The 23,606-nt window shown below is 72.7% G+C and carries 18 protein-coding genes; 9 read left to right on the top strand and 9 right to left on the bottom strand.

What is annotated here, in order from left to right; translation table 11 throughout:
* Positions 1 to 23: 23 nt before the first annotated feature.
* The 3 genes from OG335_RS28295 to OG335_RS28305 all read right to left on the bottom strand — a co-directional run bounded on the left by OG335_RS28295 (position 24) and on the right by OG335_RS28305 (position 4,638).
* On the bottom strand, positions 24 to 233 hold the full coding sequence (locus OG335_RS28295) for a lipopolysaccharide assembly protein LapA domain-containing protein (RefSeq protein ID WP_405013953.1): 210 nt from the start codon (positions 231 to 233) through the stop codon (positions 24 to 26).
* A 250-nt stretch (positions 234 to 483) separates the two neighbouring features.
* Positions 484 to 3,018 (bottom strand): discoidin domain-containing protein, encoded by a 2,535-nt coding sequence (locus OG335_RS28300; protein ID WP_405015555.1) that lies wholly within the window; start codon positions 3,016 to 3,018, stop codon positions 484 to 486.
* 375 nt (positions 3,019 to 3,393) lie between these two features.
* Positions 3,394 to 4,638, bottom strand: a complete 1,245-nt coding sequence (locus OG335_RS28305; RefSeq protein WP_405013954.1) for an ROK family protein — start codon at positions 4,636 to 4,638, stop codon at positions 3,394 to 3,396.
* Positions 4,639 to 4,785: 147 nt separating this feature from the next.
* Here OG335_RS28305 and OG335_RS28310 point away from each other — a divergent pair, with 147 nt between their 5' ends.
* From OG335_RS28310 to OG335_RS28325, 4 genes are read left to right on the top strand one after another with little or no spacing between them, the layout of a single operon-like run.
* Positions 4,786 to 6,105, top strand: coding sequence for an ABC transporter substrate-binding protein (locus tag OG335_RS28310; RefSeq protein ID WP_405013955.1), 1,320 nt, complete (start codon positions 4,786 to 4,788; stop codon positions 6,103 to 6,105).
* Between the two features lies 1 nt (position 6,106).
* Positions 6,107 to 7,021 carry a carbohydrate ABC transporter permease gene (locus OG335_RS28315; RefSeq protein ID WP_405013956.1) on the top strand — a complete coding sequence of 305 codons (915 nt, stop codon included), beginning with the start codon at positions 6,107 to 6,109 and terminating at the stop codon, positions 7,019 to 7,021.
* Positions 7,014 to 7,856, top strand: a complete 843-nt coding sequence (locus tag OG335_RS28320; protein WP_405013957.1) for a carbohydrate ABC transporter permease — start codon at positions 7,014 to 7,016, stop codon at positions 7,854 to 7,856. Before OG335_RS28315 ends, OG335_RS28320 begins: the two co-directional genes overlap by 8 nt.
* 20 nt (positions 7,857 to 7,876) lie before the next feature.
* Complete coding sequence (locus OG335_RS28325; protein ID WP_405013958.1) at positions 7,877 to 9,217, top strand: GH1 family beta-glucosidase; 1,341 nt, start codon at positions 7,877 to 7,879, stop codon at positions 9,215 to 9,217.
* Positions 9,218 to 9,270: 53 nt separating this feature from the next.
* Here OG335_RS28325 and OG335_RS28330 read toward each other — a convergent pair whose 3' ends face one another.
* Positions 9,271 to 11,217 carry a CocE/NonD family hydrolase gene (locus OG335_RS28330; RefSeq protein WP_405013959.1) on the bottom strand — a complete coding sequence of 649 codons (1,947 nt, stop codon included), beginning with the start codon at positions 11,215 to 11,217 and terminating at the stop codon, positions 9,271 to 9,273.
* Positions 11,218 to 11,499: 282 nt separating this feature from the next.
* Between OG335_RS28330 and OG335_RS28335 the strand changes: the two genes are divergently transcribed.
* A complete protein-coding gene (locus OG335_RS28335) occupies positions 11,500 to 12,606 on the top strand; it encodes a HoxN/HupN/NixA family nickel/cobalt transporter (protein ID WP_405013960.1) in 1,107 nt (368 codons plus the stop codon).
* Positions 12,607 to 12,695: 89 nt separating this feature from the next.
* Here the strand turns inward: OG335_RS28335 and OG335_RS28340 are convergent, their stop codons facing one another.
* Complete coding sequence (locus tag OG335_RS28340; RefSeq protein WP_405013961.1) at positions 12,696 to 12,896, bottom strand: hypothetical protein; 201 nt, start codon at positions 12,894 to 12,896, stop codon at positions 12,696 to 12,698.
* A gap of 112 nt (positions 12,897 to 13,008) precedes the next feature.
* Here OG335_RS28340 and OG335_RS28345 point away from each other — a divergent pair, with 112 nt between their 5' ends.
* Positions 13,009 to 13,629 (top strand): hypothetical protein, encoded by a 621-nt coding sequence (locus tag OG335_RS28345; protein ID WP_405013962.1) that lies wholly within the window; start codon positions 13,009 to 13,011, stop codon positions 13,627 to 13,629.
* A gap of 29 nt (positions 13,630 to 13,658) precedes the next feature.
* On the opposite strand, the gene OG335_RS28350 is transcribed toward OG335_RS28345, so the two are convergent.
* Positions 13,659 to 14,015 carry a hypothetical protein gene (locus OG335_RS28350; protein WP_405013963.1) on the bottom strand — a complete coding sequence of 119 codons (357 nt, stop codon included), beginning with the start codon at positions 14,013 to 14,015 and terminating at the stop codon, positions 13,659 to 13,661.
* Positions 14,016 to 14,435: 420 nt separating this feature from the next.
* On the opposite strand from OG335_RS28350, the gene OG335_RS28355 reads away from it, so the two are divergent.
* Positions 14,436 to 16,874, top strand: a complete 2,439-nt coding sequence (locus OG335_RS28355; RefSeq protein WP_405013964.1) for an endonuclease/exonuclease/phosphatase family protein — start codon at positions 14,436 to 14,438, stop codon at positions 16,872 to 16,874.
* Between the two features lie 106 nt (positions 16,875 to 16,980).
* On the opposite strand, the gene OG335_RS28360 is transcribed toward OG335_RS28355, so the two are convergent.
* Complete coding sequence (locus OG335_RS28360; protein WP_405013965.1) at positions 16,981 to 17,979, bottom strand: Lrp/AsnC family transcriptional regulator; 999 nt, start codon at positions 17,977 to 17,979, stop codon at positions 16,981 to 16,983.
* Between the two features lie 114 nt (positions 17,980 to 18,093).
* On the opposite strand from OG335_RS28360, the gene OG335_RS28365 reads away from it, so the two are divergent.
* Positions 18,094 to 19,530, top strand: a complete 1,437-nt coding sequence (locus OG335_RS28365) for an MFS transporter (protein WP_405013966.1) — start codon at positions 18,094 to 18,096, stop codon at positions 19,528 to 19,530.
* A 125-nt stretch (positions 19,531 to 19,655) separates the two neighbouring features.
* Here the strand turns inward: OG335_RS28365 and OG335_RS28370 are convergent, their stop codons facing one another.
* Complete coding sequence (locus tag OG335_RS28370; RefSeq protein WP_405013967.1) at positions 19,656 to 20,615, bottom strand: alpha/beta fold hydrolase; 960 nt, start codon at positions 20,613 to 20,615, stop codon at positions 19,656 to 19,658.
* Between the two features lie 85 nt (positions 20,616 to 20,700).
* Positions 20,701 to 21,627, bottom strand: coding sequence for an SGNH/GDSL hydrolase family protein (locus OG335_RS28375; protein ID WP_405013968.1), 927 nt, complete (start codon positions 21,625 to 21,627; stop codon positions 20,701 to 20,703).
* A gap of 300 nt (positions 21,628 to 21,927) precedes the next feature.
* Here OG335_RS28375 and OG335_RS28380 point away from each other — a divergent pair, with 300 nt between their 5' ends.
* A complete protein-coding gene (locus OG335_RS28380) occupies positions 21,928 to 23,583 on the top strand; it encodes an FAD-binding dehydrogenase (RefSeq protein WP_405013969.1) in 1,656 nt (551 codons plus the stop codon).
* The last annotated feature ends 23 nt before the right edge of the window (positions 23,584 to 23,606 follow it).

The following is a 23,606-nucleotide window of genomic DNA, read 5'->3' on the forward strand; positions in this document are numbered from 1 at the left end:
GCGTCGCTCCCCGAAGACCGGTCTCACTGCCGGGCGCGGCGCCGGGCGGCGAAGAATCCGATCACCATGCCGACGAGCAGGGTGACCGTGAGGACGAGCCAGAGCGGCAGGGTGACGGTGGGGATCCAGAGCCTGACCTCGACCGAGCCGGTGTTGGCGGCGATGAACCAGACGGCCAGGACGGCGAGGACGCCCACCCCGATCGTCCGGATCCGCACGTTCTTGCCCTTCACCGTGACGGACGGCGGCGGGTGTGATTTAGACGTGTTCTGTGCCATATGCCCAGTATGGAGCGGTACGGCCGTTCGGGCGGTTCGAGCGGTGCCCGCCCGGTGGCCGGAGCGCGGCGGGCGCCGCCCGCCGGCCCGGCGTCCCGCCTCCGGCCCGGCCGGGGGACGGCGGGTCGGGTGCGGGGGCCGGGGCCGGAGGACGGCGCCGTGGTCACACGGTGTGCAGGTCCTCACCCGGGGGCGAGGGGAGTCGTCACGGGAAGGAGACGACGTTCGACGGGACGGTGCCGGTGCCCGAGGTCGGGGCGCCGGTGTTGTTCACCACGTGGGCGAACTGGCCGTTGCCACCGAGGGAGTTGACCAGGATGTCGTGGAGCTTGACGCCCGAGGTGACCGGGACCTCGAAGCCGTGGTCCATGATGATCGTCGGGTCGACGTTGAAGTAGCAGTAGCTGCCCAGGCCCCAGCCCTCGTGCGTGGTGACCGAGTTCTCGACCTTGTAGGCGGCGTAGCCGCGCACGCTGCCGTTCTGGATCGCGGCCTGGTTGGGGGCGTCGTACGCCTTCTCGTTCTGGAAGAAGATCGTCTTGCCGCCGTTGCCCTTCCACCACACGTCGTACTTGTTGAAGTGCTCGACGAAGAGGCCGGTGGCGAGGACGTCGTTACCGCCGACGACGAAGCCGTAGTCGGAGCGGTTGCTCTCCCAGCCGACACCCGCGCCGTGGTCGGCACGCCAGATCCAGGTGTGGTCGACGATGGTGTTGTTGCTGTTGATCACCATGCCGTTGGTGGCCTTGCCGGCGGTCACGCCGCCGACGCGGACGAAGACGTCCTGGATGACGATCGGGTCGGCCGCGTGGCCCGCACCCGGGCCGGCCTCGCCGACCTGCAGCAGGGCCGGGGAGTTGACGGTGCCGGCGTCCAGCAGGAGGCCGGAGACCTTGACGCCGTCGACGTCGGCGACCTTGATCGCGGTCACGCCGTTGTCCGGGATGACGGTGGCGAGGCCGAGGCCGAGCACCACGGTGTCCGGGCGGGTGATGTTGATCGTCTGGTCGACGTGGTAGACGCCCGGGGTGAAGAGCAGGTTGAGGCCCTGCGCGAGCGCCTGGTTGATGTTGGCGGCGGTGGAGCCGGCCTTCACCACGTAGAACTGGTTCAGCGACAGCGAGCTGCCCTGCGGGGTGCCGTTGCCCCAGGAGACGCCGCGGGCGTTGGTGCGCTTGGCGGGCACGAACACCTTGTAGTCGTTGCCGTCCAGGTACAGGAACGGCTTCTCCTGCGAGGTGGGCGTGGTGTCGAGCGTGGTGTACGGCGGGTCCGGGAAGCCCTGGGCGGGAGCACCCTGGACACCGGAGAACGTCTGGTTCCAGACGCCGTTGGAGAAGCCGCCGATGGAGCTGTCGCGGGTGTACCACTGCTGCTGCGAGTAGTTGCCGACCTGGCCGTCGATCTTGGAGTCGGCGATGTAGCCGCCGGACGCCCAGCCGTAGCTCGCCGGGGCGAGGTTGAGGCCGCCCTCGACGTGCATGCGGCGGAACGGCGCGGCCTGCGAGACGGCCCAGCGGTCGGTGCCGCTGACCGGCTTGAGGTGCAGGTTCTCCGCGGAGCGCCAGAAGTTCTGGGTCGCGTTGCCGTTGAACCAGCCCGCGTCGACGGTGACGTCGCCGTTGAAGGTGGTGTCGTCCGGGTTCAGGCCCAGGCCCGCGATCGAGGTGTAGAAACCGATCTGGGCGTTGATGTTGCTGTACGTGCCCGGCTTGAACATCAGCGCGTAGCGCTCGGTGCCGAACTGGTTCGACTCCTGCTTGGCGAAGACCTCGTCGACCTTGGCCTGGATGTTCGGCGTCGACGGGTCGAAGACCAGGACGTTCGGGCCGAGGTCGCCACCGGGGGTGACCGGCGGGCCGGTCGGCGGGGTGGTGGTGCCGCTGCCGGTGCGCACGGCGAACTCCCAGAGGGAGTAGCCGTATCCGGTGCCGCGCTGGGTGCCGTAGACCCGGACGTAGCGGCCGGAGCCGGACACGTTCAGGGTCTCGTTGCCACCGGCGCCGGTGGTGGTGGAGTACAGGGTGTTCCAGGTGGTGCCGTTGTCGGACGCCTGGATCTGGTAGGCCTTGCCGTAGGCGGCCTCCCAGTTGAGGACGACCTGGCACAGCTGCTGGGAGGAGCCGAGGTCGACCTGCAGCCACTGCGGGTCGGCGGCGGCGGAGGCCCAGCGGGTGCCCGTGTTGCCGTCGACCGCGGCCGAGGCGGGGGTGCCGCCGTTCTCCGTGCTGGAGGAGGTCGCGGGCTTGCCCTGGGCGGCGTTGGTGGTGCCGCAGGTCGGGGTGGGGGTGGTCCCGAAGGAACCGAAGACCTGGAACTCCCACAGCGAGTAGCCGTAGCCGGTGGCCCGGGTGATGCCGTTCATCCGGACGTAGCGGCCGGTGCCCGAGACGGTGAGGTTCTCGGTGCCGCCGGCACTCGTCGTGGTGGAGTAGATCGTGGTCCAGTTCGCGCCGTCGGCGGAGGTCTGGATCTGGTACGCCTTGCCGTAGGCCGACTCCCACTGGAGGACGACCTTGCTGATGGTGGCGCTCTGACCCAGGTCGACCTGGATCCACTGCTGGTCGGTCGCGGCCGAGGACCAGCGGGTGCCGGTGTTGCCGTCGACCGCGAGGGCGGCGGAGGTTCCGCCGTTCTCGACGGAGGACGAGGTGACCGTCTTGCCCTGGGAGATCAGGGTGTCGGCGGCGTGGGCGGCAGTGCCGGGGAGCGCCAGAACGGCGCCCGAGAGCAGGGCCATGCCGACCAGGGCGGCGGATCCGCGGCGAGCGGTTCCGGAGCCGGGGCGTGCTGAAGTGAGCCTCACGGGCTTCTCCTGCGGGGTGGGTGGGGGTGGGTGTGGGGGCGCGGACGGTCGAGACGTCAGCGGGGGACCGGCCCTCGACTCCGGGCCGGCGCGGCACAGGGGCGCCGAGGTGGAAAAAGTGCGGCTGTCGAGCGTCGCCGGTCGTTCGGCCGAGCTCGGGAGAGCGCTCCCCGGAGGGAGTCTGTGGGGCTCCGATCTCGGGTGTCAAGCCCTCCGCAAGGAGTTCCGGTACGGATCAACCAGCCCCCGGCGGAAGCCGGTTGACCCCGGAAGTGCGGCATTCCCGCAGGTCGCGCGGGTGGTGTCGGCTCAGGCCCGCGCGACTGCGGCCGTGGTCAGGCGCTGCGGAAGATCACCGCCGGACTCCAGGAAGTGCCAGAGCGGCAGCGTGGCCGCGCCGACCGTGACGGCGTCCGGACCGAGCCGGCCCAGCTCGATCGAGGTCTGCGCCCGGGGGAAGCGCAGCGCGTACGCGGTGGCCGCCTCGCGGATCGCGGGCAGCAGCCGCGGCCCGACCATCAGCCCCGCCCAGCCGCCGATGACGATCCGCTCGGGGTTGAACAGGTTGATCAGGTCGGCGATGGCCGCGCCGAAGTACTCGGCGGCCTCGGTGAGCAGCGCGACGGCGTCCTCCTCGCCGGCCTCGAAGGCCGCCAGCAGGGCCGCCAGGCCCGCCTTCTCGCTGGAGCCCGCCGGGGCCCGGCCCCAGCGCTCCACCAGGGCCTCCGCGCCGACGTACGCCTCCAGGCAGCCGCGTGAGCCGCAGCGGCAGAGCCGCCCGCCCACGTGCACCTTGGTGTGGCCCCACTCGCCCGCGCTGCTGGTGGCGCCCCGGAAGCGGGCGCCGTCGGCGATCACGCAGGCGCCGACGCCGGAGCCGAAGAGGGCGACCACGGCGTGCCGGGCGCCCTGCCCGGCGCCGAACCACATCTCGGCCTGGCCGAGGGTCTTGGCGCCGTTGTCGACGTAGAGCGGCAGGTCGGTGCCGGCCCGCAGCAGGCGGCCGAGCGGCACGGCGTCCCAGTCGACGGTCTGGCTGTGCACGACGATGCCCAGGCCGTCGGCGCCCGGGTCGCCCTGCTCGACGATGCCGGGCACGCCGACGCCCACGCCGAGCACGGTCGCCGGGTCGGTGCCGGTGGTGACGAGCACCTCGGTGATGCCGGTGAGGATCAGCTCCACGACGTGGTCGACGTCGTGGCCGCAGTCCGACAGCGGCTGGTCGCTGGCGGCGATCTCGGTCAGGCCGAGGTCGAAGAGCGCCACCCTGACCTGGGTCTCCCCGACGTCCACGCCGACCAGGTGGGCCCGGCCGGGCGGCACCTGGAGCAGGATGCGCGGGCGGCCGCCGTCCGACTCGACCGACCCGCACTCCTCGACGAGCCCGTCGGTGAGCAGTTCACCGATGACGTTGCTGACCGAGCCGGCGCTCAGGCCGCTGATCCGGCCCAACTCCTGTCTGCTCAGTGGACCTTCGAAATACAACCGTTGCAAAAGGGTCGATCGGCTGCCTCGTCGCAGGTCGCGGACCGTCTGCTTGCTTCGTTCTGCCATGGTTTCTCCCTCCGTCGGGGAATCTATCGCCGCTCATCCTCTTGACGCCAGCTTTTCTCACACGTTAAATCACGCCCTGAAGTAAGCCGCTGATGCGGCCCTTCCACCCCCACCCCACGCCACCACCCGCCCGAGAGGGGCATGGTCATGCGTATCAACCGTCTGGCTGCTGCGACCGCCGTCGTCGCGACTCTTGCACTCACCGCCACCGCCTGCGGAGGAAGCTCCGGCAGCGGCTCGGGATCCGGCGACAACAGCAGCCCCAAGACGCTGACCTACTGGGCGTCGAACCAGGGTGCCAGTGTCGAGGTCGACAAGCAGGTCCTGGAGCCGGAGCTCAGAAAGTTCGAGGAGCAGACCGGCATCAAGGTCAAGCTCGAGGTCGTTCCGTGGTCCGACCTGCTCAACCGCATCCTCGCCGCCGCCACGTCCGGGCAGGGCCCCGACGTCCTGAACATCGGCAACACCTGGTCCGCCTCGCTCCAGGCCACCGGCGCGCTGCTGCCCTTCGACGCCGACGCCTTCGGCAAGATCGGCGGCAAGGACCGCTTCCTGCCCGCCACCATCGCGTCCGCCGGCGCCGAGGGCAAGGACCCGGCCGCCGTCCCGCTGTACTCCATGACCTACGGCCTCTACTACAACAAGAAGCTCTTCCAGGCCGCCGGCATCGAGCGCCCCCCGGCCACCTGGGACGAGCTGGTCACCGACGGCAAGAAGCTCACCGCCGGCGACAAGTACGGCATCGCGGTCGAGGGCGGCAACGGCTCGGAGAACGTCCACCACGCCTTCACCTTCGCCAAGCAGCACGGCGCCGACTTCTTCGACGCCTCCGGCAAGCCCACCTTCGACGGTCCCGACCAGGTCGCCGCGATCAAGCAGTACGTCGACATGATCGCCAAGGACAAGATCGCGGCCGCCGGCAACGCCGAGTACGCCAACAACCAGTCGGTCACCGACTTCGCCACCGGCAAGGCCGCCATGCTCATGTGGCAGTCCGCGGGTGCCAACCTCAAGTCGCACGGCATGAACCCGGAGGAGTACGGCGTCGCCCCGATCCCGGTGCCCGCCGGCGCCTCCGGCGACAAGCTCACCACCTCCATGGTGGCCGGTATCAACCTCGCCGTGTTCAAGAACACCAAGAACACCGCCGGTGCCCTGGACTTCGTGAAGTTCATGACCAGCAAGGACGAGCAGATCGCCCTCAACAAGGCCTACGGCTCCATCCCGCCGGTCACCGAGGCGCAGTCCGACGCCGCGTTCGCCACCCCGGAGCTCCAGGCCCTCGCCAAGGTCCTCGGCACCAGCGCCCAGCCGCTCCCGCAGGTCGCCAACGAGAGCCAGTTCGAGACCCTGGTCGGCACCGCCGTGAAGAACCTCTTCGCCGCGGCCGCCGCCGGCAAGCCGGTCACCGACGAGTCCGTGAAGGCTGAGCTGACCAAGGCCCAGCAGCAGATGCCGGCCAGCTGACGTGCGACAGCGACTGCGCCGAATCGGCCTGCCCTACCTGCTCCTGCTCCCGGCGCTCGCCCTGGAGCTGCTGATCCACCTGGTTCCCATGGTGGTCGGCATCGTGATGAGCTTCAAGCAGCTCACCCAGTTCTACATCCGGGACTGGTCGTCCGCACCGTGGACTGGCCTCGGGAACTACCGCATGGCGGTGGACTTCAGTGCCCCCGTCGGCCAGTCGCTGCTCAACTCGTTCTGGGTGACCTGTCTCTTCACCTTCTTCGCCGTGGGCCTCTCCTGGCTGGTGGGCACCACGGCGTCGATCCTCATGCAGGACACCTTCCGCGGCAGGGGGCTGCTCCGTGCAGCCTTCCTGCTCCCCTACGCCCTCCCGGTGTACGCAGCCGTGATCACCTGGTCGTTCATGTTCCAGCGGGACACCGGTCTGATCAACCACGTACTCCACGACCAGCTCCACCTCGTCTCCGAGAAGCCGTTCTGGCTGATCGGTGACAACAGCTTCGTCGCGCTCGTCGTCGTCTCGGTCTGGAAGACCTGGCCGTTCGCCTTCCTGACCCTGACGGCCGGCCTGCAGAACATCCCCAAGGAGCTGTACGAGGCCGCCGCGATGGACGGCGCGGGCGTGTGGCAGCAGATCCGCAAGATCACGCTGCCCTCGCTCCGCCCGGTCAACCTCGTGCTGGTCCTCGTCCTCTTCCTCTGGACGTTCAACGACTTCAACACGCCGTACATCCTGTTCGGCAAGTCGGCGCCCGAGGCGGCGGACCTGATCTCCATCCACATCTACCAGTCGTCGTTCGTCACCTGGAACTTCGGCACCGGCTCGGCGATGTCCGTCCTGCTGCTGCTCTTCCTGCTCGCCGTGACGGCGATCTACCTCTTCATCACCTCGCGTCGGAGGGGCGCCGATGATTAACCCGCCCGCGTCCTTCCTCTGGTTCCGCCGGATCGTCCTCTTCCTGCTCGCCTCCTTCGTGCTGGTCCCGGTCGGCGTGATGGTCAGCTCCTCGCTGAAGCCCCTGCAGGACGTGCAGGGACCGTTCCGCTGGATCCCGAGCACGATCACCTTCCGTCCGTACGTGGACATCTGGAAGACCATCCCGCTCGGCCGCTACTTCATGAACTCGATCATCGTCGCCGGCGGTGCCACCGTCTGCTCCGTGCTGATCGCGATCGTGGCGGCGTACGCCGTCAGCCGGTACCGCTTCAAGGGCCGCAAGCTCTTCACCGTCACCGTGCTGTCGACGCAGATGTTCCCCGGCATCCTGTTCCTGCTGCCGCTGTTCCTCATCTTCGTCAACATCGGCAACGCGACGGGCATCCCGCTCTTCGGCAGCCGCGGCGGCCTGATCCTCACCTACCTGACGTTCTCGCTGCCGTTCTCGATCTGGATGCTGGTCGGCTACTTCGACTCCATCCCGCGGGACCTCGACGAGGCCGCCCTCGTCGACGGCTGCGGACCGATCCGGGCGCTGGTGCAGATCATCATCCCCGCCGCGGTCCCCGGCATCGTCGCCGTCGCGGTGTACGCCTTCATGACCGCCTGGGGCGAGGTGCTCTTCGCCTCGGTCATGACCAACGACGAGACCAAGACCCTCGCCGTCGGCCTCCAGGGCTACGCCACGCTCAACGACGTGTACTGGAACCAGGTCATGGCCGCCTCCCTCGTGGTGAGCGTGCCCGTGGTCGCCGGCTTCCTCCTCCTGCAGCGCTACCTTGTGGCCGGTCTGACCGCCGGTGCTGTCAAGTGACCATGATTGAAAGGCCAGTTGTGAACGACCTCAGCTCCCTCCCGGACGACTTCGTCTGGGGCGCGGCGACCTCCGCGTACCAGATCGAAGGTGCCGTGGACGAGGACGGCCGCGCGCCCTCCATCTGGGACACCTTCTCCCACACCCCCGGGAAGATCGACAACGACGACCACGGCGACCGCGCCTGCGAGCACTACCACCGCTACTCCGAGGACATCGACCTCATGAAGCGGCTGAAGCTCGACGCGTACCGCTTCTCCGTCGCCTGGCCGCGCGTCGTCCCGCAGGCCGACGGCCGGGTCAACGCCGAGGGCCTCGCCTTCTACGACCGCCTGGTCGACGGCCTCCTGGAGGCCGGCATCACCCCGCACGGCACCCTGTACCACTGGGACCTCCCGCAGGCCCAGCAGGACCGCGGCGGCTGGCCCCTCCGCGAGACCGCCGAGCGCTTCGGCGAGTTCGTCGAGGTCGTCGCCGACCGCCTCGGCGACCGGGTGAAGCACTGGGCGACCCTCAACGAGCCGCTCTGCTCCTCCTGGATCGGCCACCTCGAAGGCCGGATGGCGCCGGGCTGGACGGACCTCACGGCCGCCGTCCGCACCTCCTACCACCTGCACCTGGGCCACGGCTTCGCCGTCCGCGCGCTGCGCGAGCGCATCCCGGACGCGCAGATCGGCATCGTCAACAACCTCAGCCCGATCATCCCGGCGAGCGACAGCGAGGCCGACCGCCTCGCCGCCGTCCGCGCCGACGGCCACATCAACCGCTGGTGGCTCGACCCCATCGTGGGCCGCGGCTACCCGGAGGACATGGTCAAGCTCTACGGCGTCGAACTGCCGGTCCAGGACGGCGACATGGAGCTGATCTCCGCGCCGCTCGACTGGATGGGCCTCAACTACTACTTCCGCCAGTTCGTCGCGGACGACCCGACCGGCGCGGTGCCGTCCTTCCGCCAGACCCCGGGCCCCAACGCGGAGCACACCGTGATGGACTGGGAGGTCGACGCCGACGGCATCTACCAGTTGCTGAAGCGCCTGACCGACGAGTACGGCGTGCAGAAGATCTTCATCACGGAGAACGGCTCCGCCTACTACGACACCGTCACCGCGGACGGCCGCGTGGACGACCCGGAGCGCACCGCCTACCTGGAGGGCCACCTGGCCGCCTGCGCCCGCGCGGTCGCCGAAGGCGCCCCGCTCGCCGGCTACTTCGCCTGGTCGCTGCTCGACAACTTCGAGTGGGCGTACGGCTACGACAAGCGGTTCGGCCTGGTGCACGTGGACTACGACACCCAGGTCCGCACGATCAAGAGCAGTGGTCACCGCTACACGGAGATGATCACCGCGCACCGCGCGCGCTGATCCACAGGACGAGGGACCCGACGGCGGCGGCCGGCGGGTCCCTCTCCGCGTTCTCACCCCCGGGGCAGCCGCCGCCGCCAGTCCCGTTCGAAGACCACCGCACCGCCCTCCAGCGCCCGGACGTGCTCGTGCACCGTGAGGTGCCGCTCGTCGCCGGAGGTCTCGGCCCGGACCTGCACGGTGACGTCCCAGCCGATGTCGGTGCGCTCCAGCCGCAGCGTCCGGTCGGTGCGGGCACGCGCCGACAGCGGGTCGTCCGCGCGGATCCGGTACGCCTCCAGCACGCTCTCCTCCTCCACGAGGCCGTCCGGGTGGACCACCGCGCCCGCCGGCCGGGCCAGTTGCACCCGCCACTCGCCCGCCGCGACGTCGTGCACCACCTGCCGCTCCGGGCGGGCGGTGAGCGGCTCCGGCCGTACCGCCGCCGTCGGCTCGGCGTGCTCCGGCGGGTCGAACGACACCGGGCTGCTGCCCGCGTCCGCCGCCAGGTGCCGCACCGGCACGGTCAGCACCGAGCCGCCCGGGTCGAGCTCGAACCCGCCCGCCCCGGCGGCCGGCCACAGCCACGGCCAGTACGCGGACGACAGCGCCAGCCGGATCCGGTGCCCCGCCGGGAACGCGTGCGCCACCGGCGCCAGCCCGATCTCCACCTCCACCGGCCCGCCCCGGCCCGGCGCCGCGGCCGCACCCCGCGCCACCAGCGTGGACGAGCCGTCCGGTGCCACGTCGCACAGCCGCGCGGCGATCCGCCCCTGCGGCGCGTCGCAGCGCACCCGCAGCCGCACGACCGCCGCGCCCAGCAACTCCTCGGGCTCCGGCAGCGGCGCGGAGTCGAAGCAGACCGACCGGCCGTCCTCGGCCCGCTGGTCGGGCGGCAGGTCGGCGGGCCCGCCGAGCGGGCGCACCGCCCCGCAGTCGATCCCGGTGTGCTGCGGCGACCGCACGGGCACGAAACGCTCGCCGGCCTGCGTACCGGCGGTGCGCAGCGCGCCGTCGAGCCCGTAGCGCACCTCGCGGACGTCGGGCGAGGGCCAGGCGTCGTCACCGACCCAGCGCCCCGGGCGGTTGGCGTACGCGGTGGCGGGCGGCACGGACTCGTTCATCCAGCTCCGCAGCGCGGGCTCCTTCAGCACGCCGGTGTCGGCACCCCGCAGCCAGTGGTCCCACCAGCGCAGGGTCTCCTGGAGGAAGCCGACCGCGGGCCCGGGCGGCAGGCCCTCGTCGGGGTACTGGTGCGGCCAGGGGCCGATGATCCCGCGGACGGGTGCGCGGAGCCGCTCCAGCAGCCGCAGCACGGTGCCGGCCTGCGGATCGGCCCAGCCGCCGACGGCCAGGACGGCGGCGCGGACCGCCTCGTACCGCAGCGGTTCGGGCTCCTCGTCGGCGCCGGCCGGGTCGAGGGCGGCCAGCCGGTCGAGCCACAGGCGACGCCAGTCGTCGCCGGCGTACCGCGGGTCGGGCGGGCGGCAGGCGGCGGCGAGCCGGTCGGCCGCCTCGGCGTGCGGGGCCGCGGCCAGCGGGGCCCCGCCGAGGCGGCGGGCGGGCGCGGCACGGTCGTCGGCGCAGACCGTGACGACCGCGGCCAGCGACTCCGGGGCGCGGGCGGCGAGGGCGAGGGCGGCGGTGCCGCCGCGGTCGATGCCGAAGGCCCCGGCGCGGCCGCTGGACCACGGGCGGTCGGCGAGCCAGTCGAGCAGCGCGAGGCCGTCGGCGACGCCCGCCGCGGACGCCGGGTCGGTGGGCGTGCCCTCGGAGCTGCCGTGGCCGCGGGCGTCGACGCGCAGGGAGGCGTAGCCGTGCCCGGCGTACCAGGGGTGGCGCTGGGCGTCGCGGGCGGCGGTGGTGTCGCCCAGGCCGCCGGGCCGGTACTCCAGCAGGGCGGGCACCGGGTGGTCGGTCAGCGGCAGCCAGAGCCGGGCGGCGAGGCGGGTGCCGTCCGGCATCGGGATGCGCACGTCCTCGCGGGTCGTCCGGTACGGGTACGGGGCGGGCGGCTGCATGGGCGCTCCGTGGGGTCGTGCGGCGGCCCGGTGGCCGGGCCCGGCCTCCTCAGGATGGGCGCGGCCGGGCGCCATTTCCACCGGGCGCCGCCTCCCGCCGGGGCGGGGCCCGGGGGAGGGCCGGGGTCCGGGGCGGTGCGCGCGGTGTCCGGCCCGGTACGCGCCCCCCGGTGCATCCGGGCAGGTCGATGCGCCCCCGGGATGCAGTTGCACATGACTTGCAATTGGATCCACCGGACGACAGGATGGGCCGGCTCGTAGTCCGTCGCCGGGAGGACCCCCATGTCATCGCCAAGCCGCCTCCGTGACCGGCTCACCCGCGAGGAGTGGATACGCCTCGCCGGGATGGGCGGCTTCGTGCTCGCGCTGCACGTCGTCGGCTGGCTCACGCTGCTCGCGGTGATCGCCCCCCGCCACTACGACGTCGGCGGCCAGGTGTTCGGCGCCGGCATGGGCCTCACCGCCTACACGCTCGGCATGCGGCACGCCTTCGACGCCGACCACATCGCGGCCATCGACAACACCACCCGCAAGCTCATGGGACAGGGCAAGCGGCCGCTGTCGGTGGGCTTCTGGTTCTCCCTCGGCCACTCCTCCGTCGTCTTCGGCCTGTGCGCCCTGCTCGCCTTCGGCATCCGCTCGCTGGCCGGCCAGGTCGAGTCCGACGAGTCCTCCCTCCACACCGCGACCGGCCTGATCGGCGTCTCGGTCTCCGGCACCTTCCTCGTGCTGATCGGCCTGATCAACCTCGGCGCCTTCAACGGCATCCTCAAGGTCTTCCGGGCCATGAAGCGCGGCGAGTTCGACGAGGCCGAGCTGGAGCGCCAGCTCGACAGGCGGGGCTTCCTCAACCGCATCCTCGGCCGCGTCACCCGGGCCGTCACCAAGCCCTGGCACATGTACCCCGTGGGCCTGCTCTTCGGCCTCGGCTTCGACACCGCCACCGAGGTCTCGCTGCTCGTGCTCGCCGGCGGCGCCGCCGCGTTCTCGCTGCCCTGGTACGCGCTGCTGGTGCTGCCGGTCCTCTTCGCGGCCGGCATGAGCCTGCTCGACACCATCGACGGCTCGTTCATGAACTTCGCCTACGAGTGGGCGTTCTCCAAGCCGATCCGCAAGGTCTACTACAACCTCACCGTCACCGGCCTCTCCGTGCTGGTCGCCCTGGTGATCGGCGTCGTCGAGCTCGTCGGCCTGCTCGCCGAGAAGCTCGACATCACCGCCGGCCCGGTCGGCTGGATCGCCGAACTCGACCTCAACCTGGTCGGCTACGCCATCGTGGGCCTCTTCGTCCTCACCTGGGCCGGCGCCCTCGCCTTCTGGAAGTTCGGCAAGGTCGAGCAGAAGTGGTCGGCCGGCATGCGCGAGCCCGCCCCCGCCGAGGCCGACTGACGCTCCGCCGGTACGCGTGAGGCCCGCCCCGGCCGCTCCGGGACGGGCCTCACGCGTACCGGCGTCCTGCGCCGCCGGCTGGCGGCGCGCTACGACATCAGCCGGGTGCGGTCGGCCCCGAACGCCGCGTACGGCGCCGGGCTGTCGATCCTCGGCACCGTCTCGTCGTCGGCACCGGGGGCGTCGTGCAGGTGCGTCCGTCGGCCGACGGGTGCGCTGTTCCGGGTGTTGCCGACGGCACGCCCCGGCCGTGTCTGCGGACCACCCGGACGGGGAACGACTCGGGACATGAGGACGGGCAAGGACCGGACCGCCGAGCACCAGGACGGGGAGCACCGGGGCGGGGGGCGGCGGCCCGGCGGGGAACCGCCGGGCGGTACCTCGGCGAACCGCACCGGAGACGTGATCGGACGATCCGGCAGCATCGGCAACTCCGGCAACATGTGGATCACCTTTTCCGGCGGGCGGCACCAGACGTTGGCGGTCCTGGCCGCCGCCCTGGCGGCGACGGCTGCCGCGGGCGCGGTCCTGTACGCGGTCGTGGCCGGGCAGCGGCCGCCCTCCGGTACGGCGGTGCACACCGCCGGAGCCCCCGTCGCGCCGTCGCGCGCGGCCTCCGGCGCGCAGTGGCCGTTCGTGGTGCGGCGGAACATCGACGTGGCCTCCGAAGCGGTGTCCTTCGACTTCGACAACCCGCCCGGGCTCGGGGACGCGGCCCACGACGCGGCGTACGACGTGGTCTTCCAGCGGTTGGACAGCGGAACGTACTTCGGGATGCACGCCGCCGGGAACGGAGCCGGGGTGGCCGAGCTGACGACGGGTTTCGAGCAGGCCACCCGACAGGACTGCGAGGCCGTCGGCTACGGCGCGGGGGAGTCGCTCCGGATCGAGGACGCAGGCAAGGTCACCACCTGGTGCATCAGGACGGGCGAGCAGCGGTTCGGCAAGGTGCGGCTGACCTGGACCGGGGACCGCGCGTTCATCGTGGAGGCGACGGTGTGGGAGGAGCCCGCCGCCGGGTAGGACGACCCGGAAAGCGTGGTGACGAGACGTCAGCGGTAGTACGTGCCGCTGTTGGCCACGCTCCCGGCGCCCTCGGCCCGGGTGGCCCCGGTGTGGCGGGTGACGGAGGGGCCGGTGCTGCGGTCGGCCGGGCCGGAGAAGCCGGTCAGCGCGTTGCCGCCGTCGACGGCCACCGCGTCGCCGGTGTGCTCGACGGTGTCGTGGGCGGCGGGTGCAGGGCGGTCCCGCAGCATCGCCCACAGCAGGGCGGCGACGCCGGTGGCGGCTTGGACGGAGGCGCCGACGAACTGGCCGGGTCCGGGGCCGTCCAGCAGCCAGACGGCGGGGGTCGAGACGACGGCCGCCGTGGCGGTCGCGATGACGGCGATCCTGGGTGTGCGGGACATGCGTCCGCTCCTTCGTTCGTGCCCGGGGCCGACGGTCCGTCGGATCGCCCTCCCCGGGCGGGTCTTCGTCCGCCCGGGTGCCGCTGCGCGCGCCCGGGCCGTGCTCCGGAAGCCTGCCCGGCCGGAGCGGGAAATCCACCCGGGGCCGTCGCCTCCGGTGTTCCCCCCGGTCGCGTGGGCGTCGGCCCGGGGCGGGCCCGGTGGTCCGTCGGTCGCGTCCGCACGGCTCCAAGAGTTAACGCGCGATGTCTTGTCGCGTCATCTTCTACGCGCGTATCTTCGTTCCGTATCTACGCGAGTAGTCGCACCCTTTGACACACCCTCAGCGCCCGGCGCGGACCCCACGTCCGCCCCGGGTGACCGTGCTGCCCCGGCGCTGCTCCACCGCGACGGCGCGGGCAGATTAAGGAGCCTCTCCCGGTGACCGAACCCACCGCCCGCACCCCCCGTTCCCGTCGGCGGACGCTGCTGCGCGCCACCGTGCTGCCCGCGACCGTGGCGGCCTCGCTGGTCCTCGTCCCGCTGCCCGGCGCGATGGCCGCACCCTCGGCCGACGCCGTGATCGCCGAGGTCTACGGCGGCGGAGGCAACTCCGGAGCGACGCTGAAGAACGACTTCATCGAGCTCGCCAACAAGGGCGGCGCCGCGTTCGGCCTCGACGGCTTCAGCGTGCAGTACATCTCCGCGAGCCCCGGCGCGACCTCCACCTGGGGCGTCACCGTGCTGAGCGGCTCCGTCGCGCCCGGCGGCCGCTTCCTGATCGCCGAGGCCGCCGGCACCGGCGGCACCGTCGCCCTGCCGACGCCGGACGCCACCGGCACCCTCGCGCTCTCCGCGACCTCCGGCACCGTCGCGCTCGTCCAGGGCACCGCGCCGCTGACCTGCAAGACCGCCGCCGACTGCGCCGCCGACACCCGCATCCGCGACCTGGTCGGCTTCGGCACCGCCGTCGTCCACGAGGGCAGCGCGTCCGTCGCCGGCACCGGCAACACCACCTCCGTCGCCCGCGCCGCCGGCCTCGCCGACACCGACGACAACGCCGCCGACCTGGTGGCCGGCGCCCCCAGCCCGGTCAACGGCAAGGGCGAGGCCGCCGAGGGCGACACCGGCACCCCCGGCCCGACCGAGCCGGGCACCGTCCGCATCCACGACATCCAGGGCGGCACCCGCATATCGCCGAAGTCCGGCAGCACCATCGCCGGCATCCCCGGCATCGTCACCGGCGTGCGCACCAACGGCTCCAAGGGCTTCTGGATCCAGGACGCCACCCCCGACACCGACCCCGCCACCAGCGAGGCCGTCTTCGTCTACACCGGCAGCGCCGCCCCCACCGTGCAGGTCGGCGACTCCGTGCTCGTCACCGCCAAGGTCACCGAGTACTACCCGTCGTTCACCGGCGGCAGCCAGTCCGTCACCGAGCTCAGCGCCCCGAAGACCACCGTCGTCTCCGCCGGCAACCCGCTGCCCGCCGCCGTGCGCCTCGACAGCGGCAGCATCCCGGCCGCGTACGCGCCGGACGCGGCCGGCGCCACGATCGAGGGCCTCGCGCTCCAGCCCGCCGCGTACGCGCTCGACCTCTACGAGTCGCTGGAGGGCATGCGGGTCGAGATCGCCGACGCGCGCGTCGTGCAGGCCACCGACCAGTACAACGAGCTGTGGGTCGACGTCGACTGCCAGGACCCGGACACCCGCCGCGGCGGCGTCGTCTACCTCGGTTACGACAAGCCCAACGCGGGCCGCCTGATGGTCCAGTCGCTGATCCCCGCCGCCGAGCAGGCCTTCCCGGTCGCGAACGTCGGCGACAGGCTGAACGGCACCACCGCGGGCCCGCTCGACTACAACCAGTTCGGCGGCTACACCATCGCCGCGAGCACCGTCGGCACCCTCCGGGACAACGGCCTGAAGCGCGAGGTCACCGAGCGCGCCCAGCCGAGCGAGGCGACCATCGCCACGTACAACGTGGAGAACCTCGACCCGTCCGACCCCGACGAGAAGTTCGCCCAGCTCGCGCAGGGCATCGTCACCAACCTCCGCTCGCCCGACGTCGTCGCCCTGGAGGAGATCCAGGACGACAACGGCGCCGTCAGCGACGGCACGGTCGGCGCCTCCGCGACCGTCGCCAAGTTCGTCGCCGCCATCAGGGCCGCGGGCGGCCCCGCGTACGACTGGCGCTCCATCGACCCGGTCGACGGAAAGGACGGCGGCGAGCCCGGCGGCAACATCCGCCAGGTCTTCCTCTTCAACCCCGACCGGATCTCCTTCACCGACATCGCGGGCGGCGACGCCACCACCGCCGTCGGCGTGACCGGCACCGGCAAGCACACCGCGCTGACGGCCTCCCCGGGCCGCATCGCGCCCGCCGACGAGGCGTGGACGAGCAGCCGCAAGCCGCTGGTCGGGCAGTTCTCCTTCAAGGGCAAGCCGATCTTCGTCATCGCCAACCACTTCAACAGCAAGGGCGGCGACCAGGGCATCGACAGCCGCTTCCAGGCCCCGACCCGCAGCTCCGAGGTGCAGCGCACCAAGCAGGCCGTCCTGGAGCAGGCGTTCGTGGCCGAGCTCCTCGCCGCCGACCCGAACGCCCGGGTGGTCTCGCTCGGCGACTTCAACGACTACCAGTTCTCCCCGGCGCTGACCACGCTCACCCAGGGCGGCGTGCTGCGCGACCTGGTGAACGAACTCCCCGCCAAGGAGCGGTACTCGTACGTCTACCAGGGCAACTCCCAGGTGCTGGACCACATCCTGGTCAGCCCCGGCCTGAAGCGCCAGCACGTCGAGTACGACGTCGTGCACATCAACGCCGAGTTCGCCACCCAGGCGAGCGACCACGACCCGCAGATCGTCCGCATCAAGCCCTGACGGCGGCGGTGGTCCGACACACCGGACCCCGACCCGGCACCAGGCGGCGGGGCGCACCCGGGAGACCCCCGGGCGCGCCCCGCCGCCGTCCTGTGCGGGCGGCCGGTCACCGCCGACGGCCGGCCTGCGGGACGGTCGGGAGCGGCCCCGGGCCCTTGATGTTCCGCATGATCGGTGCGCTCTCCATCCGCCCGATGCCGGGCAGCGCGGCGATCCGCTCGGTGAGGTAGGTGTACAGCGCCCGGACGTCCGTGGTCAGCACCACCGCGTGCAGGTTGGTCGGCCCGGTGGTGGCGCAGGCGTACGCCACCTCGTGGTGCTCGGCGAGTGCCGCGCCCGTCGCGGCGAGACGGCTGGGGTCGACGGAGAGCCAGAGCATCGTGCAGGTGCGGATGCCGAACATCCGCCAGTCCGAGTCGAGGTCGAAGTAGAGCACCCCCCGGTCCGTCAGCTCGTCCATCCGGCGGCGCACCGTGCTCTGCGACCAGCCGGTGGCGGCGGCGAGTTCGGCGAGTCCGGCCCGGCCGTCCACCGCCAGCACGTCGAGCAGCCGCCGGTCGGCGTCGTCGAGCACCGGTACGGGCCCGGTCGGCCGGCCGGGGCGCGGCAGTCGCAGTGCCGTGACCTGCCCGGCGTCGAGCGCGCCGTACTTCGTGACCATGCTCAGCTCGCCGCCGAAGAAGGTGTGGATCACGCAGTGCGCGGTCACCCCGACCACGCTCGGGGTGCGGGGCAGCCGTTGCAGCAGCAGGCTGTGCTCGTCCGCCTCGGGGTGCGAGCGGGTCATGCAACTGATCTCGGTGCCGCCGGAGGTGAGGCTGACCCAGGTGGTGTCCTCCCGGCGGGTCAGGGCCTCGGCGACCGCGGCGGAGGCGTCCGGCGTGCAGCGCACGCGCACCAGCCACCGGGTCTCGCCGAGGGCCTCGGGGTCGGTCAGCCCGAGCACCCGGAGGCGCCGTTCGCCGCGGAGCCGGGTGAACCGGCGGGCCACCGTCTGGTCGGAGACGCCCAGCACCTCCGCGATCCGGCTGAACGGAGCCCGGGCGTTCAGCTGCAGCGCGTGCACCAGCTGCTGGTCGAGGAGGTCGAGGGTGTCGGATTCCATCGTTCCACGGTAACCGATGTCGGATTACGCCGGAACGGGCGGGTTGGCTGGGACATCGGGCCGCAGGCGGCCAGAGTACGGGAGTTCCCTCTTCCCCTCCCACCGGAGCCCACCGTGCGCAAATGGATCCCCCTGGCGGCCGTCTGCCTGGGCGCGTTCATGCTGCTGGTCGACGTCAGCATCGTGAACGTCGCGCTGCCGCCGATGTCCGCCGACCTCCACTCCTCCTTCACCGCCCTGCAGTGGGTGGTCGACGTCTACGCCCTCGTGCTGGCCGCCCTGCTCATGGCGTTCGGCTCGCTCGGCGACCGGCTCGGCCACCGGCGGCTCTACCTCGTCGGCCTCGTCGTGTTCGCGGTGGCCTCGCTGGCCTGCGGCCTCGCCCCGAACGCGGGCACCCTGATCGCCGCCCGCGCCGTCCAGGGCATCGGCGGCGCCGCGATGATGACGTCCACCACCGCGCTGATCGCCGGCGCCTACCAGGGGCGCGACCGCGGTACGGCCTTCGGCGTCTGGGGCGCCGTCAACGGGGCCGCGGCCGCCGTCGGCCCGGTGCTCGGCGGCCTGCTCACCGACTGGTTCGGCTGGCGTTCCATCTTCGTGGTCAACGTGCCCGTGGCCGCGGTGGCCGTCGCGCTCACCCTGGGCCGTCTGCACGCCGCCCCGCCGCAGGCCCGTGGCCGCCTCGACCTGCCGGGCGCGGCCGCCTTCACCGTCTTCGCCGCCGCCCTCACCTACGGGCTCATCGAGAGCGGCGAGCACGGCTGGGGCAGTGCCCGGGTGCTCGGCCCGGTCCTGCTGGCCGTGCTGGCGCTGGCCGTCTTCGCCGCCGTCGAACTCCGCACCGCCCGGCCACTGCTGGACCTCTCGCTGCTGCGCAACCGCACCTTCCTCGGCCTCACCCTCGGCGGTCTGCTGCTGACCGCCGGCGCGTTCGCCCAGCTCACCTACACCTCCATCTGGCTGCAGCAGGTCGTCGGCCTCGGCCCGCTCTCGGCGGGCCTGGCGGTCTGCCCGCTGGCAGTCGCCGCGTTCGTCGTCGCGCCGGTCAGCGGCAAGGTCTTCGACCGGGCCGCCCCGCAACTGCCCATCGGGGTGGGCCTGCTGCTCATCGGCACGGGCACCCTGCTGCTGCGCCTGGTGTCCGCGGGCTCCTCCTGGACGGCCCTGCTGCCCGGCATGCTGGTGGTGGGCGTGGGGGTGGGCCTGTCGACGCCGACGCTCATCTCCACCGCCCTCGCCGCCGTCCCGCGGGAGCGCGCCGGCATGGCGAGCGGCGCCGTCAACACCGGCCGCCAGCTGGGGTACGCGCTGGGCATCGCCGTGCTCGGCTCGGTCTTCCAGGCCGGCCTGCGGCAGGCGGGTGCCGGTCCCGACCGGCACGCGGCCTTCGCGGACGCCCTCGACCGGGTCTACCTGGCCGCCGGGCTCACCGGTCTCGCGGCCGGCCTGCTCGTGCTCGCCCTGGTGCGCCGCGCCCCGGCCCCGGCGGACGGGCACCCGGCCGGACCGCAGGCCGCCCGGCTGCAGCCGGTGGCAGCCCCGGAGTGAGGCTCGGGCGCCCACCGTGCGACGCCCGACGCCTCGTCACCGCCCCGCGGTGACGGGGCGTCCTGCTTCCCCCGTCCCGTCCCGGGCGTCGGGCGTGGGGCGTGGCGTCGGGCCGTGGCCCGGAGTCAGTCCAGGCTCGCGAGGAAGGCGAGCAGGGCGGCGTTGACCTCGGCGGGTTTCTCCTGCTGGGTCCAGTGGCCGCAGCCGGGCAGCCAGACCGGGGCGCGCAGCTGCGGCACGTACGAGGTGAGGCCGGCGATGCCCTGGCGGGTGGCGGGGTTGGCGACGACCAGGTCGCGTTCGCCCGCGATGTAGAGGGCGGGCGGCCGGATGACGGCGGTCTGCCAGGGGGAGCCGAGCTCCCAGTTGCGGTCGAGGTTGCGGTACCAGTGCAGCGGCCGGTGGAACCCGTGCTCGGCGAACTCGGCGGCGAAGAAGGCGAGGTCGTCCTCGGTGAGCCAGCCGGGCAGGTCGGCCGGGGCCTCGAAGAGGTCGAGGAAGCCGCCGCCCTCGGGCACCATCGGCAGGCCGCCGGGGGCGAGTGCGGCCCGGCCCGCGAGGAGCCTGCGGAAGGTCGTGCCGGGGTCGCGTGCGAGTTCGGCCTCGGGCGGGCCGACCTGCTGGAACCAGAGCATGTAGTGGGTGCCGCCGGGGAGCCGGCGGAAGACCTCGGTGGCGGGTGCGGCGCCGCGCGGGAAGGGCGGCACGGAGAGCCCGGCGACCGCGCGGACGGCGTCCGGGCGGACGAGTGCCGTGTGCCAGGCGACGGGCGCGCCCCAGTCGTGGCCGACGACGGCGGCCTGCCGGTGCCCGAGGGCGGGGATCAGGCCGAGGGCGTCCCCGGCGAGGTGGTGGAGGGTGTACTGCTCGACGGCGTCGGGGCCGCCGGTGCGGCCGTACCCGCGCTGGTCGGGGGCGACGGCGTGGTAGCCGGCCTCGGCGAGCGCGATCAGCTGGTGGCGCCAGGAGTACCAGCTCTCCGGGAAGCCGTGCAGGAGCAGGACGAGCGGGCCCTCGCCGGCTTCGGCGACGTGCATCCGCAGGCCGCTCGCCGACTCGACGAAGCGGTGGTGGACGGTGGTCACAGCGGTGCTCCCGGGCAGGTGGGCGGAGGCGGCCGTACGGGGAACTCCCGATCCCCGGCGGGGGTTCCCCGTACGGCCGGGCGGGTCAGCGGCCGAGGGCCGCCAGCACGGCGTCCGCCATGACGCGTTCGCCCGTGGCGTTGGGGTGGAACGGGACGGCGGGGGAGCCCGGCAGGGCGCCCTCGATCCAGCGGGCGCCGGAGCAGACGTCATGGCCGCGGGTGGGGGTGAGGGTGTCGACGTAGGTGGCGTGGTGGGCGGCGGCGGTGGCGGCGAGCATGCCGTTCAGCCGGTCGAGGACGCCGCGGAGGTAGTCGACGTCGCCGGTGGTGATCGGCTGGCGGCCGATGCAGGCGCGGGCGTCGTCGGGCAGGACGGACGGGTAGCCGACGAGGAGGACCGTCGCGCCCGGGGCCTTGGCGTGGATCTTCTCCAGGGCGGCGGCGATCCGGGGCGCGGCGGCGTCGACGCGCGTGCGGAGGGTGTCCTCCCCGTACTTCCAGGACCAGCTGGAGAAATCCCAGTGCCCGTGGGCGTACACGTCCTTGCACGGGGTGCCGAAGGGGTTGACGACCGCTCCGGCGATGCAGGTGGCGATGACGTCGCCGATGCCGAGGTCGGAGGTGCCGAGTTCGTTGCCGCCGATGCCGAGGGTCACGAGGTCGGTGCCGGCGGAGACGGAGTCGAGCTGGGGGTCGTTGACGCGGAGGAAGGCGTCGTACTGCGCCTCGGTCAGGTCGGAGGTCTTCGCGGCGGCGCAGGTGGCGTCGCGGTAGCTGCTGCTGCCGAGGGCGGTGGCGACGAGGTGGCCGTAGTTGCGCTGCGAGCGCAGGCAGAGTCCGGCGTACTGGGCGGGGACGCCGGCGCCGGAGGCGTAGGAGTCGCCGAGTGCGACGTAGTCGCCGGCGGTGGGGGAGGCGGAGGCGGCGGGGGCGCCGACGAGAGCCGCGAGGACGGCGGTCAGGGCGGCGGCCGCCAGGCCGGACGAACGCTTCAGGGCATGGCCGAACACGGTTCCTCCTGGGGGGAGAGAAACAGGGTGGGGTGGGCCGAACATCTACCCGCCGGTAAGTTACTGGCAGGTTAACGGGACTGTCCAGATATCCGGCACCGCGAATTCGTGTCCGACATTCCGTCAGTCCGCTTGGGAATTACGCTCCATGGTGAAGCGCAAGGCATTTCCACTACCCGGTGGAGCGGAATTCCCGGCCGGGCAAGTTACCGGCCGGTTGACCGGCGCGCCGCCAGGGCGCACCATTCAGGTCACCGCTCGCACCCAGCACCGCCCGTACCCGCCTGGAGGACCGCCCGGATGGCACTCGACGCCGACGTGATCGTGATCGGAGCCGGGCTCGCGGGCCTGGTCGCCACCGCCGAACTGGCCGAGGCCGGACGCCGCGTGATCCTCCTCGACCAGGAACCCGCGGCCTCGCTCGGCGGCCAGGCGCACTGGTCGTTCGGCGGCCTCTTCCTGATCGACTCGCCGGAGCAGCGCCGCATGCGCATCCGCGACTCCCGCGACCTCGCCTGGCAGGACTGGCTCGGCACCGCCGGCTTCGACCGCCCCGAGGACGCCTGGCCGCGCCGCTGGGCGGAGGCGTACGTCGACTTCGCGGCCGGCGAGAAGCGCGCCTGGCTGCACGAGCGCGGCGTGCGCTTCTTCCCCGTCGTCGGCTGGGCCGAGCGCGGCGGGCTCACCGCCACCGGCCCCGGCAACTCGGTGCCGCGCTTCCACATCACCTGGGGCACCGGCCCCGGCCTGGTCGAGCCGTTCGCCCGCCGGGTGAAGGCCGCGGCGGGCAAGGGGCTCGTCGACTTCCGCTTCCGGCACCGCGTGACCGCCCTCTCCTCCACCGGAGGCACCCTCGACACCGTCAGCGGCGAGATCCTGGCGCCCAGCACGGTGCGGCGCGGCGAGTCCAGCTCCCGCGAGGTGGCCGGCACCTTCGAGCTCCGCGCCCAGGCCGTGATCGTCGCCTCCGGCGGCATCGGCGGCAACCACGACCTCGTCCGCAAGGCCTGGCCCGCCCGCCTGGGCACCCCGCCCGAGCGCATGCTCTCGGGCGTGCCCGCACACGTCGACGGCCTGATGCTCGGCATCGCCGGCGACGCCGGCGGCCACCTCATCAACGGCGACCGCATGTGGCACTACACCGAGGGCATCGAGAACTGGGACCCGATCTGGCCGATGCACGGCATCCGGATCCTGCCCGGCCCGTCCTCGCTCTGGCTGGACGCCCGCGGCCACCGCCTGCCCGTGCCGCTGTTCCCCGGCTTCGACACCCTCGGCACCCTCGAACACATCATGACCACCGGCTACGACCACACCTGGTTCGTCCTCACCCAGAAGATCATCGAGAAGGAGTTCGCCCTCTCCGGCTCCGAGCAGAACCCCGACCTCACCGGAAAGTCCGTCAAGGGCGTGCTCGGCCGCGCCCTGCCGGGCGCCACCGGTCCGGTCGAGGCGTTCAAGAAGCACGGCGCCGACTTCGTGGTCGCCGACAGCCTCGACGAACTCGTCCGCGGCATGAACGCGAAGACCCCCGAGGCCCTCGTCGACGTCGCCGAGCTGCGCCGCGAGATCGAGGCCCGCGACCGCGAGATGGCCAACCCGTTCTCCAAGGACCTCCAGGTCACCGCCGTGCACGGGGCCCGCCGCTACCTCGGCGACAAGCTCATCCGCACCGCCTCCCCGCACCGCCTGCTCGACCCCAAGGCCGGCCCGCTCATCGCCGTCCGCCTCAACATCCTCACCCGCAAGTCGCTCGGCGGCCTGGAGACCGACCTCGCCTCCCGCGTGCTGCGCGCCGACGGCTCGGTGCTCGACGGGCTGTACGCGGCCGGCGAGGCCGCGGGCTTCGGCGGCGGCGGTGTGCACGGCTACCGCGCGCTGGAGGGGACCTTCCTCGGCGGCTGCCTCTTCTCCGGCCGCGCCGCCGGCCGGGCCGCCGCGGAGGCCACCGCCTGACCGAACGGGCCGCCGCCGCCCGA

Origin of the sequence: Kitasatospora sp. NBC_01539 (genome assembly GCF_045040525.1) — a bacterium.
Taxonomy (GTDB): domain Bacteria; phylum Actinomycetota; class Actinomycetes; order Streptomycetales; family Streptomycetaceae; genus Kitasatospora.

Bases quoted from the DNA above. Each gene is read 5' to 3' on its own strand.
- OG335_RS28330 (WP_405013959.1), bottom strand. From the start codon at position 11,217: ATGCAGCCGCCCGCCCCGTACCCGTACCGGACGACCCGCGAGGACGTG.
- OG335_RS28300 (WP_405015555.1), bottom strand. From the start codon at position 3,018: ATGGCCCTGCTCTCGGGCGCCGTTCTGGCGCTCCCCGGCACTGCCGCC.
- OG335_RS28380 (WP_405013969.1), top strand. From the start codon at position 21,928: ATGGCACTCGACGCCGACGTGATCGTGATCGGAGCCGGGCTCGCGGGC.
- OG335_RS28320 (WP_405013957.1), top strand. From the start codon at position 7,014: ATGATTAACCCGCCCGCGTCCTTCCTCTGGTTCCGCCGGATCGTCCTC.
- OG335_RS28360 (WP_405013965.1), bottom strand. From the start codon at position 17,979: ATGGAATCCGACACCCTCGACCTCCTCGACCAGCAGCTGGTGCACGCG.
- OG335_RS28350 (WP_405013963.1), bottom strand. From the start codon at position 14,015: ATGTCCCGCACACCCAGGATCGCCGTCATCGCGACCGCCACGGCGGCC.
- OG335_RS28335 (WP_405013960.1), top strand. From the start codon at position 11,500: ATGTCATCGCCAAGCCGCCTCCGTGACCGGCTCACCCGCGAGGAGTGG.
- OG335_RS28340 (WP_405013961.1), bottom strand. From the start codon at position 12,896: ATGTCCCGAGTCGTTCCCCGTCCGGGTGGTCCGCAGACACGGCCGGGG.
- OG335_RS28310 (WP_405013955.1), top strand. From the start codon at position 4,786: ATGCGTATCAACCGTCTGGCTGCTGCGACCGCCGTCGTCGCGACTCTT.
- OG335_RS28305 (WP_405013954.1), bottom strand. From the start codon at position 4,638: ATGGCAGAACGAAGCAAGCAGACGGTCCGCGACCTGCGACGAGGCAGC.